The organism is Streptomyces sp. NPDC031479 (assembly GCF_055581065.1).
This window is the reverse complement of record NZ_JBVIKC010000028.1, coordinates 83,973-94,894: the sequence shown is the minus strand read 5'-3', so window position 1 is coordinate 94,894 and position 10,922 is coordinate 83,973. Positions and strand designations below refer to the sequence as shown.

The window sequence follows — 10,922 nt, the reverse complement described above, 5'->3', positions numbered from 1 at the left end:
CAAGTACGTCCAGTACGCGGGCTTCCGGTCGGCACGCCGAGAGCACGCACCGGACGCCGCTCCTTCCCCACGGACATCCGTCAGACACCCCCTGGCCGCCCACCGGCCGTCGCCGCCCGCCCGCCGCATTCGGGTGGCGGGGGGCGCGACAGGGACGCGACGTGCGCGGGAGGGCGGGCGGGGGGACGTAGCGTGCCCGGCATGATGACGCGCCGCTTGCAGGCGGGCCCCATCGAGGCCCTCGTCCGCCGCGCCGACCCGCACGCCGTCTGGGCGGCGGGCTCGGCGGACTCCGTCCACGCGGGCTCGCCCGGCGACGGTGACACCCCCCTCGACGTCGGCGGACTGGCGGCCGTGCTGGCGCTGTGGCCCGTGCTCGGGAGCCTCGTCGCCGCCGGGGACCTCGCGCTGCACACCCCGCTGACCGCGTACGGGGAGGGAGCCGCGGCGGGACTGCCCGGCGCCGCCACCGCCCACCACCTGCTCACGCACGGCGAGGGGCCGCCCGCCCTCGCCGCCCTCACCCGTCTCGCCGAACACCTCACCGGCACCCCGCTGGCCGAGTGCGCCACGGCCCGTATCTGGCGGCCGCTGGGCATGGACCGCACCCGCTTCGCCGACGGCACCCTGTACGCGCCGCTCGCCGACCTGGTCCGCTTCCCGCGCCACCTGCTGTCCACCGCCGACCATCCCATCAGCCGGGCCTGGACGGCGGAATCCCTGCGCATCCGCACCGGCGAACTCACCCCCTCCCGCGGCCTGCTCTGGCACCCCGCCCCCGCCGGAGTGTGGGCCCACCACCCGCCGGCCGTCACCGGCCCGGTGCTGTGGGTCTCCCCGCGGCACGACCGCTGGGCCGCCCTGCTGCCCGGAGCCGCACCCCACTCCGCCCCCGCGCCCGCCCCCGCGTTGCGCACCGCGTTCCGCGAAGCGGTCTTCAGTGCAACTCCCCTAGGATGAAAGGCTGTTGTACGATCCGGCCACGATGACGAAGAGCCGCTGGAAGAACCCCGATGCGCCCCGGCCCCCGACCCCCTGGGACGAGATCACCCCCGGCCTGTGGATGGGCGGCCACGTCTACGCCGACGCCGACGGCGAGCTGCGCCCCGCCGTCGTCACCGACGAGTTCGACCTCGTGATCAGCCTCTACACCCGGCCCGGCCACGGCCCAGGTCCGGCCGCCGAGCACCTGGTCGGGGAGATGCCCGACGCGCCCCTCGACGCCGCCCAGCTCGACACCGTCCGGCGCCTGGCCGACACGGCGGGCCGGGCCCTGGACGCGGGGCGCAGGACGCTGGTGCGCTGCTACTACGGGTACAACCGCTCCGGCCTCGTGGTCGCCCAGTGCCTGGTCGGCCGGGGAGCGACGGCCGAAGAGGCGGTCGGCCTCATCCGGAGCAGGCGCTCCCCCTGGGCACTGCACAACCAGGTCTTCACCGACTACCTCGACAGGGGACTGGACGCCGCGTACCCGCTCGCCGGCCCGGACCCACTCCCGTAGCGCAGTCGGAGCGCGCGCCGGGAGGGGGCGACGTACGGTGATGCCGGAGTCACCGTCCGCGGGTTCCCGGCCCCTGCCGCGGTCCGGACGGAGGCCCGGCACCCAGCCGCCGTCCCAGCCGCACCCCCGCGAGGAGCCCATGTCCGACGCCGTGACCGCGCAGGCCACCGACCCGGACGTCGAGGCCCTCGACGCCTTGTGCCGGGACCTCGCCGAGGCCGCCGACGCCGTGGGCGAGGCCGCCCGGTACGCCTCCGGGCTCGCCCTCGGCGCCCGCCTGCCGGCCGCCGCCCTCGCCGGATGCGGCGGTGGCAGGCCGCGCCGGGCCTGGCGGACCCTGCTGCGCACCCTCACCGATCCGGCCGGCCTCGGCTGGGCCCCGCGCGGGCGGGGCGTGGCACGGGCCGGCTGGTTCGCCGGGATCCTGGCCCGCCGCGAGAACCTCGCCGTGACCACCGCCGTCTGCGGGCTCAAGGCGCGGATCCACGTCGCCGGGCTGGGCCGCCCCGACCTGCTCGCGAACCCCGACTGCGCCGCGGTCCTGAGGGCGGTGGCGGAGGGGCGGCAGGACGAGGCGGCCCGGGCGTTCCGGACCCTCCTGCGCGAGCGGGGCGCCGGGGAGGCCTTCACCCTGCTGGCCCCGACCTTCGCGGACGTCCTGGCGTGGCACGCCCTGACCGACGAGAACCCCTTCAACGACCACGCGGGCTGGCAGGTGGCCACCGGCCGGGCCGTGACCGCCGAACCGCTCCTCGGTCTGGGCGCCGCGCTGCGTGCGTTCTTCTCCCGCGGCGACGGCACGGACGACGCCCCCGGCCCCGGCTCCGGCGCCGGGCTGCTGGAGGCGCTCGACACCAGCGGCACCCTGGCCGGGTACGTCGGCAACACGGGTCTGCTCGGTGCGACCGACACCCTGCTGGTCCAGCGGGTGACCGGCCCCGGCGGCCGGCCCCGCCACGTGCTCCAGCTGGCCGACCGGGACGCGTGGCGGGTGCGGGACGTGGTCCGCGCCGTACGGGGGCTGATCCCCTCCGGCGCCGAACTGGTCCTGGTCGGACACCGGCTGGGCGCCGTCACCGCCATGGACCTGGCCCGGGACCGCGACCTCACCGCCGTCTACCGCATCACGCACCTGTACGCCGTCGGCTCCCCGGCCGACGCCCGCACCCCCCTCGACCCGCGCACCCGCGTCCACCGGCTGGCCTCGGCGGGAGCCATCGGCGGGGCCGGGTCCGCCGCCGAGGGCCGGGTCACCGGGAGCAGGCTGCTCCCGCTCGGCGACGCGGAGCGTCCGCGTACGACGACTTCCCGGAGGAACCCGTGAGCGACGTGCCCCGGCTGCCCCCGTCCGCCCCCGCCGACGGTCTGCGCAGCCACTGCGCGGCCCTGCGCTCCCACGCCCACCGGCTGCGGGCGGGCGCCGCGGCACTGGAGTGGCGGGGCCCCCAGGCCGAGGCCTTCCGTGCCGAGGTCGCCGCCCTCGCGGACCGCTGCGCCCGGGCCGCGGACGGCTTCGCGCTCGCCGCGGCCCAGCTCGACGGCGTCCACGGCGGGCTCACAGCACGAGTGACAGCAGCAGGACGGAGCCGAGGCCGACCACCGAGATGATGGTCTCCATCACCGACCAGGTCTTGAGGGTCTGCCCGACGCTCATTCCGAAGTACTCCTTGACCAGCCAGAACCCGGCGTCGTTGACGTGGCTGAAGAACAGCGAGCCGGAGCCGATGGCCAGGACCAGCAGGGCGGTCTCCGTCGTGGACATGCCCGCCGCGAGGGGAGCCACGAGACCGGCCGCCGAGATGGTGGCGACCGTGGCCGATCCGGTGGCCAGCCGGATCGCCACCGCGATCAGCCAGGCCAGCAACAGGGCCGGGATGGACCAGCTCTTCGACAGGTCCAGGATCATCTGACCCACGCCGGCGTCGATGAGGGTCTGCTTGAACCCGCCGCCGGCGCCCACGATCAGCAGGATGCCGGCGATCGGCGCGAGGGACTTCTCCACCGTCGAGGAGATCCGTTCCCGGGTGAATCCGGCGGCCCGGCCGAGGGTGAACATTCCCACCAGTACGGCCGACAGAAGGGCGATCAGCGGGGATCCGGCGACGTCGGTGACCTTCTGCACCGCGTTGGCGGGGTCGTTGACGACGATGTCGACCAGGGCCTTGACCAGCATCAGGACCACCGGCAGCAGCACGGTGAAGACCGTGGCCCCGAACCGGGGCCGGTGCGCCGCCCCTTCCGAGGGACGCGCGGGGACCATGTGCTCAGGCGCCGGTACGTCCACCCAGCGGGCGGCGTACCGGGAGAACAGCGGTCCGGCGATGATCACCGTCGGGACGGCGACGAGCACGCCGAGGGCGAGGGTGACGCCCAGGTTCGCGTGCAGGGCGTCGACGGCGACCAGCGGGCCCGGGTGCGGCGGGATCAGGCCGTGCATGACCGACAGGCCGGCCAGGGCCGGGATGCCGATGCGCATCAGTGAGTGGTTGCCCCGCTTGGCGACCAGCAGCACCACCGGGATCAGCAGCACGATGCCGACCTCGAAGAAGAGCGGCAGGCCGATCACCGAGGCGATCAGCACCATGGCCCAGGGCATCGACCGGCCCTTGGCGCGGGCCAGGATCGTGTCGACGATCTCGTCCGCGCCGCCGGAGTCCGCGAGGAGCTTCCCGAGGATCGCGCCGAGCGCGATCAGGACGCCGACGCCCGCGACCGTGGCGCCGAGGCCGGCGGTGAAACTGGCGATCGTCTTGTTCAGCGGAGCGCCCGCGAAGGAGCCGAGGGCCAGCGCACCGACCGTCAGGGCCAGGAACGCGTGCATCTTGAGGCGGGTGATGAGCAGGACGATGACGGCTATGCCCAGCAGGACGGCCATGCCCAACTGGGCGTTTCCGGCCGAGGTTATGGGCTCGGGGGCGGCCGCCGCCAGTGTCTCGACGCTGAGACCGGTCACGGTGGGGTTCCTCACTCTGTGGAGGTGTGGGTGGTGGGGGGAGAGGGGAAGGGAGGCGCGAGAAGGGGAGGCGCTAGAGGTGGCGCAGGGCCGCCAGTGCCCGTGCGGTGATCTCCTCGGGGGTGCCGGCGACGTCGACGGCGACCCCCGGCTCGTCCGCCCCGAGCGGTTCGAGCGTGGCGAACTGGGAGTCGAGCAGCGTGGCGGGCATGAAGTGGCCCGTGCGCGAGCGCATCCGCCCCTCGATCAGCGCCCGTTCCCCGGTGAGGTGGACGAACACGGTCCCGGGTGTGGTGGCGCGCAGCCGGTCGCGGTAGGCGCGCTTGAGGCAGGAGGCGGCCACCACGCCGCCGCCGTGCCCGGCCCGGTCGTGGATCCACTCGCCGACGGCGTCCAGCCAGGGCCTGCGGTCCTCGTCGTCCAGCGGGATGCCGGCGGACATCTTCGCCACGTTGGCCGCCGGATGGAAGGCGTCGCCCTCCGCGTAGGGGAGGCCGAGGGCCTCCGCGAGCAGCCGGCCCACGGTCGTCTTGCCCGTGCCGGTCACGCCCATCACCACAATGACGCGCTGGGAACCCACGCCGTACCTCGCTGTCCTCGTTGACATCGGCCCGGGACGGGGGAGGCCCGGGAGGGCACCACTGAACCTTATTAAGTAGTACTTATTCAAGAGTTCGGCGGCAAACATCACACCTTTGGTCCGCCCTGGCGTCACCGTACGCTTACGCCATGACCACCGAAGGCAGTCCGGTCCCAGGACTCCACACCCAGGTACTGGACACCCTCGGCCTGGCGATCACGGCGGGGGAGTACCCGCCCGGCAGCGTGCTGCGCACGGACGCGATCGCCACGCGCTTCGACGCCTCCCGCACCGTCGTGCGCGAGGTGGTGCGCGTCCTGGAGTCGATGCAGCTCGTCGAATCCCGCCGCCGCGTCGGCGTCACCGTCCGCCCCGCCGAGGAGTGGAACGTCTACGACCCGCGCGTCATCCGCTGGCGCCTCGCCGGTACCGACCGCCCCCGCCAGCTGCGCTCCCTGACCGTCCTGCGTTCGGCGGTCGAACCCGTCGCTGCCGGCCTCGCAGCCCTCCGCGCCACCCCGGAGCAGTGCGCCCGCCTCACCGAAGCGGCCCTCGGCATGGTCCGCACCTCGCGCGGCCACCAGCTGGAGGGCTACCTCCACCACGACGTCGCCTTCCACCGCGTCGTGCTGAACGCCTCCGGCAACGAGATGTTCGCCCGCTTGGGCGACGTCGTCGCCGAGGTGCTCACCGGCCGCACCCAGCACTCCGTGATGTTCCCCGACCCCGACCCGGCCGCCGTCACCCTCCACGTCCGGGTCGCCGAGGCCGTACGGGAAGGGGACGCCGCCGCGGCCGAGGCCCTGACCCGGCAGATCGCCCTCGGCGCCCTGGAGGAACTGGACGTCCTCGCACCCTAGGACGGCCCTGGTCCACCCCGTACGGAGGACCCCGCGGGTACGCCACACTGGGCGCGTGCGCGGACATGCCGAGGGAAACGACGGCGGACCCGCCTCCTTCGTGGGGCGGGAGGCCGAACTCGCCGCGTTGCGGGCGGCCCTGACGGAGCGGCGGCTGGTCACGCTGACCGGGCCCGCGGGCGTCGGCAAGACTCGGCTGGCCCGCGAGGCCCTGGACCCGGCCGCCGCCGCCCGAGCCGCGCCCGCCGGATCCGCCGGATCCGCGGGCCCCGTCGGACCGGCAGGCCCCGTCGCGCCCGGAACGCGCTTCCCCGACGGGGTCCACTGGGCCGACCTCGCCCCGCTGCCCGGTGACCGGCTGCTCCTGGACGCCGTCGCGGACGCGCTCGACCTCGCCGACCACACCCCGCGCACCCTCGCCGAAGCGGTGCGCGCGTGGATCCGCCCGCGCCGGCTGCTCCTCGTACTGGACTGCTGCGAACACCTCATCGGGCCCCTGCGGATCCTCGTACGGGACCTGCTGGACGCCGCCCCGCACCTCGTCGTGCTGCTGACCAGCCGAGAGCCCCTCGCCCTGACCGGCGAACACGTCCTGCCGGTCGGACCGCTGCCGCACGAGGAGCCCGCGGGAGAGGCCCTCGCCCTCTTCACCGCGCGGGCGGACGCCGTGCGCCCCGGGCGGGCACCCGCGTGGACCCCGCCCCGGCTGGCCGCCGCCCGCGCGATCTGCGCCCGCCTCGAAGGGGTCCCCCTCGCGCTGGAACTCGCCGCCGCCCAGTTGACGGACCACACCGTCGAGGAGCTCGCCGACCGGCTCTCCCGCAGGATCGGCCCGCTGCCGGGCGGCGGAGGGGCCCGGCCGCCCCGCCACCGGGCGCTGCGCACCGCCATCGGCTGGAGCCACGAGTGGTGCACCCCCGCCGAACGCCTCCTGTGGCTGCGGCTCTCCGTCTTCGGCGGCACCTTCGACGGGGCCGCCGCCCGCGCCGTGTGCTCCGCACCCCCGCTCGACGGCGGGGACGTGGCGCCGCTCCTCGCCTCGCTCGTCGCCAAGTCCGTCGTCCGCCGCGGCCCGGACGGCGACGGCCACCGCATGCTCGACACGATCCGCGAGTACGGGGCCATGTGGTGCGACGCCATCGGCGAACGGGACGCCCTGCGCGCCCGGCACGCGGCCCACTTCCTGGAACTGGTGCGCACCGCGGACGCGGACTGGCCGGGCCCCGGGCAGCGCGGCGCCTACCGCAGGGTCGCCGCCGCGTACGGGGACATCTGCGCGGCCCTCGACCACCTGCTCGCCACCGAGCCCGCGGCCGCCCTCGAACTGGTTGGCCGCGTCGGCTTCTTCTGGGCCTGCTGCGGGTGCCTGCACGTGGCCCGCTCGTACCTGGAACGGGCCCTGTCCGCCGCCCGCCCCGAGGACGTGGACACCGCCGGCCGGGTGCGCGCCCTGTGGGCCCTCGGCGTGACCCTGCTCCTCCAGGGGGAGCACGCGGAGGCGCACCGGATCGCGGTGGCCTGCGAGTCCCTGGCCGCCCGGCCCGACGCGGGACCGGGCCCGGCCCTCGACGCCGCCTATCTGCTGGGCGTCAGCCACCTCTTGGCGGGCCGCCCGCTGGCCGCCCGGATCGTGGCCGACAACGCCCTGGAGGCCTTCCCCGGCACGCCCTTCGACTCCGGTCCCCGGCTGCGCTGCACTCTCGTGCGGGTGTTCGCCCTGACCGGCACCGGGCTCTTCACCGACGCCCGGGAGGAGGCCGAGCGGCTGCGGGCGGGGTGCGTGGCGCGGCAGGAGTACTGGACGCGGGCCTACGCCGACTACCAGCTGGCGCTGATCCGCCTGTTCGAGGGCCGCCCCGCGGAGTCCGCCGAGCACGCACGGGCGATGCTGGAGAGCAAGCGGGAACTCGGCGACAGTTTCGGCACCGCCCTCGGCCTCGACCTGCTGGCCGCCGCCCGGGCCGCCGACGGCGACGGGGCGGGCGGCGCTCACGCCTACGGCGCCGGCCACGCCTACTGGCAGGCGGTCGGCCACCCGCAACGCGGCACGCCGGAACTGCGGTCCGTACGGGAGGAGTTCGAGCGCACGGCCCGCGCGGCCCTCGGGGACGCGGGATACGAGGCGGCCTTCGCGGAGGGGGTCCGCCACGGACAGGCCCAGCGCGGCCGCCCCCACCCCGGCTGACCGCGACCCGCTGGCCGGGGCCCGGCAGGGACCTCCAGCGGGACGTCCGGCCCCGCACCGGCCTCCGGGCCCCCGTCGGCACCGCCGGGTCGAAGCCGACCCGTACCGGCGCGGCCCGCCCGCACACGGCGGGCCTCCAGAGCGCCGAGCACGTCCCGGGAGGCGGGGCAGGGCCCGTCGGCCACCGGCACCTCGCGCGAACCGCCCGGGTGGCGGACGGTCAGGGGAGTGCCGGGTGCCCCCGCCACCGGGGTGACCTCGGTGGCGGGGGCACCCGGCCGCCAGGGTAGTACCGGTACCCGGTGACCGGATCGATCGCGGGTTCCTCAGCCGGCCGCCGGCCGCGGGGTGGTCTGCTGCACGGCCCACCCGTTGCCGTCCGGATCGGAGAAGTACACGAAGGAGCCCCACGGCATGTCCTGGATCTCCGTCACCTCCACGCCCCGGCCGCGCAGGTCCGCGTAGGCCTCCTCGATGTCGGCGACGACCACCTGCATGTTGTCCAGGGACCCCGGGACCATCCGGGTGAGCCCCTTGCCGATGGCGATGGAGCAGGCCGACCCGGGCGGGGTCAGCTGGACGAAGCGGATCTCCTCGCTGACGGTGACGTCGTGGTCGGCGTGGAAGCCGATCCGTTCGTAGAAGGCCTTGGCCCGGTCGACATCGGTGACCGGGACGGCGACCAGTTCGAGCTTGACGTCCATGACGGGCTCCCCTCGGTAGCGGACCGGCCCGGCGCCGAGGCGGCGCGCGGGCCCTCCGGCATCATGCGCCCGGGGCCGCCGCCGTGCCGCCCGCCTGGGCCGGGCGGCGGCCTTCCGTTTCGCGCGCGGCGAACTGCGTGCGGTGCAGCTCCTCGTACCGGCCGCGGGACGCCAGCAGCTCCTCGTGCGTTCCGCGTTCCACGATCCGGCCCTCCTCGACGACGAGGATCAGATCGGCCGCCTGCACCGTCGACAGCCGGTGCGCGATCACCACGGCGGTCCGGCCGGCCAGCGCCTCGGCGAGGGCCTCCTGGACCGCCGCCTCGGAGGTGGAGTCCAGGTGGGCGGTGGCCTCGTCGAGGATGACCACCCGCTGCCGGGCCAGCAGCAGCCGGGCGATGGTCAGCCGCTGCCGTTCGCCGCCCGACAGCCGGTAGCCGCGCTCCCCGACGACGGTGTCCAGGCCGTCCGGGAGGGAGGCGACGAGCCCGTCCAGGCGGGAGCGGCGCAGGGCCTCCCAGATCTCCTCCTCGGTGGCCGTCGGCCGGGCCAGCAGCAGGTTGGCCCGTACCGACTCGTGGAAGAGGTGCCCGTCCTGGGTGACCATGCCGAGCGTCTCGCGGATGGAGTCGGCCGTCAGGTCCCGTACGTCGACCCCGCCCAGACGGACCGCGCCCGCGTCGGCGTCGTACAGGCGGGGCAGCAGCTGGGCGATCGTCGACTTCCCGGCGCCGGACGAGCCGACGAGGGCGATCATCCGGCCGGGCTCGGCGCGGAAGGACACCTCGTGCAGTACCCGGGCGCCGCCCCGCGCGTCCAGGGTGGCCACCTCCTCCAGGGAAGCCAGGGAGACCTTGTCGGGGGAGGGGTAGGCGAAGGACACGCGGTCGAACTCCACCGCCACCGGCCCGTCGGGCACCCGGCCGGCGTCCGGCTTCTGGTCGATCAGCGGCTTCAGATCGAGGACCTCGAAGACCCGCTCGAAGCTGACCATGGCGCTCATCACCTCCACGCGGGCCCCGGCCAGCGCGGTCAGGGGCGCGTACAGCCGGGTCAGCAGCAGGGCGAGCGCGACGACGGAACCGGCCTCCAGGGTGCCGCGCAGGGCGAAGTGTCCGCCGAGGCCGTAGACCAGGGCGAGGGCGAGCGCGGAGACCAGGGTGAGCGCGGTGATGAACGCCGACTGGGCCATCGCCGTACGGATCCCGATGTCCCGCACCCGGGCCGCGCGCGCCGCGAACTCGGCGGACTCGTCGGCGGGCCGCCCGAACAGCTTGACCAGGGTGGCGCCCGGGGCGGAGAAGCGTTCCGTCATCTGCGTGCCCATCGCGGCGTTCAGCGTCGAGGCCTCGCGCTGCATCGCCGCCATCCGGGCGCCCATCCGCCGGGCCGGCAGCACGAACACCGGGAGCAGCACCAGGGCCAGCAGGGTGATCTGCCAGGAGATGGTGAGCATCACCCCCAGCGTCAGCAGCAGCGTCACCGTGTTGGAGACCACCCCGGATAGGGTGTTGCTGAACGCCCGCTGGGCCCCGATCACGTCGTTGTTCAGGCGGCTGACCAGCGCGCCCGTCCGGGTCCGGGTGAAGAAGGCCACCGGCATCCGCTGGACGTGGTCGAAGACCGCCGTCCGCAGATCGAGGATCAGGCCCTCGCCGAGGGTGGCCGACAGCTTGCGGGTCAGCAGCCCGAGCCCGGCCTCGGCGACCGCGATCACCGCGATGAGCAGGGCGAGCCGGGTGACGGCCGTGCTGTCGCCGCCCCGCACGATCGCGTCCACGATCCGGCTGGCCAGCAGCGGAGTGGCCACGGCGAGGAGCGCGCCCACCACGCTGAGCAGCAGGAAGAAGGCCAGCCCGCGCCGGTGCGGGCGGGCGAAGACGGCGATCCGGCGCAGGCTCGCACGGGAGAGGGGGCGCTTGTCCTGTTGGGCGTTGATCGCGCTGTGCAGCGAATGCCAGGCGGTGACTTCCATGTCCATGTGCGCCACGCTAGAACCTCAACCGGACTCCAGGTCAAGGAACCGGTCAGGAAGCCGACGCGGGGCAACCGGTCCCGGAAGCCCCGGCGGGGCAACCGGTCCGAAAGCCCTGGCCGGTGTGCCAACTCAAGCCCGGACCAAGGATGTTCGCAACCCTC

10 protein-coding genes are annotated in these 10,922 nt (G+C 75.1%); 6 read left to right on the top strand and 4 right to left on the bottom strand.

The window, feature by feature from the left end; translation table 11 throughout:
• Window positions 1–201 precede the first annotated feature (201 nt).
• From ACZ5D2_RS27010 to ACZ5D2_RS26995, 4 genes are all read left to right on the top strand, one after another.
• Window positions 202–960, top strand: coding sequence for a serine hydrolase domain-containing protein (locus ACZ5D2_RS27010; RefSeq protein WP_468932731.1), 759 nt, complete (start codon window positions 202–204; stop codon window positions 958–960).
• Window positions 961–985: 25 nt separating this feature from the next.
• On the top strand, window positions 986–1,501 hold the full coding sequence (locus ACZ5D2_RS27005) for a protein-tyrosine phosphatase family protein (protein WP_371675218.1): 516 nt from the start codon (window positions 986–988) through the stop codon (window positions 1,499–1,501).
• Between the two features lie 139 nt (window positions 1,502–1,640).
• Window positions 1,641–2,825, top strand: coding sequence for a hypothetical protein (locus tag ACZ5D2_RS27000; protein ID WP_468932727.1), 1,185 nt, complete (start codon window positions 1,641–1,643; stop codon window positions 2,823–2,825).
• Window positions 2,822–3,109: a hypothetical protein gene (locus tag ACZ5D2_RS26995; RefSeq protein ID WP_468932725.1), complete on the top strand. Its 288-nt coding sequence runs from the start codon at window positions 2,822–2,824 to the stop codon at window positions 3,107–3,109. Before ACZ5D2_RS27000 ends, ACZ5D2_RS26995 begins: the two co-directional genes overlap by 4 nt.
• On the opposite strand, the gene ACZ5D2_RS26990 is transcribed toward ACZ5D2_RS26995, so the two are convergent.
• Complete coding sequence (locus ACZ5D2_RS26990; RefSeq protein WP_468932724.1) at window positions 3,057–4,454, bottom strand: GntT/GntP/DsdX family permease; 1,398 nt, start codon at window positions 4,452–4,454, stop codon at window positions 3,057–3,059. The genes ACZ5D2_RS26995 and ACZ5D2_RS26990 overlap by 53 nt on opposite strands.
• A 73-nt stretch (window positions 4,455–4,527) precedes the next feature.
• Window positions 4,528–5,061 (bottom strand): gluconokinase, encoded by a 534-nt coding sequence (locus tag ACZ5D2_RS26985; RefSeq protein ID WP_371675214.1) that lies wholly within the window; start codon window positions 5,059–5,061, stop codon window positions 4,528–4,530.
• A 122-nt stretch (window positions 5,062–5,183) separates the two neighbouring features.
• Here ACZ5D2_RS26985 and ACZ5D2_RS26980 point away from each other — a divergent pair, with 122 nt between their 5' ends.
• Window positions 5,184–5,894: a FadR/GntR family transcriptional regulator gene (locus tag ACZ5D2_RS26980; RefSeq protein WP_371675213.1), complete on the top strand. Its 711-nt coding sequence runs from the start codon at window positions 5,184–5,186 to the stop codon at window positions 5,892–5,894.
• Between the two features lie 55 nt (window positions 5,895–5,949).
• Entirely contained in the window at window positions 5,950–8,079 is a 2,130-nt protein-coding gene (locus tag ACZ5D2_RS26975) for an ATP-binding protein (protein WP_468932719.1), read from the top strand.
• A gap of 326 nt (window positions 8,080–8,405) precedes the next feature.
• On the opposite strand, the gene ACZ5D2_RS26970 is transcribed toward ACZ5D2_RS26975, so the two are convergent.
• Together ACZ5D2_RS26970 and ACZ5D2_RS26965 are read right to left on the bottom strand one after the other, a co-directional pair.
• Window positions 8,406–8,783, bottom strand: a complete 378-nt coding sequence (locus tag ACZ5D2_RS26970) for a VOC family protein (protein ID WP_356219950.1) — start codon at window positions 8,781–8,783, stop codon at window positions 8,406–8,408.
• Between the two features lie 61 nt (window positions 8,784–8,844).
• Window positions 8,845–10,764 (bottom strand): ABC transporter ATP-binding protein, encoded by a 1,920-nt coding sequence (locus ACZ5D2_RS26965; RefSeq protein WP_468932716.1) that lies wholly within the window; start codon window positions 10,762–10,764, stop codon window positions 8,845–8,847.
• Window positions 10,765–10,922 lie beyond the last annotated feature (158 nt).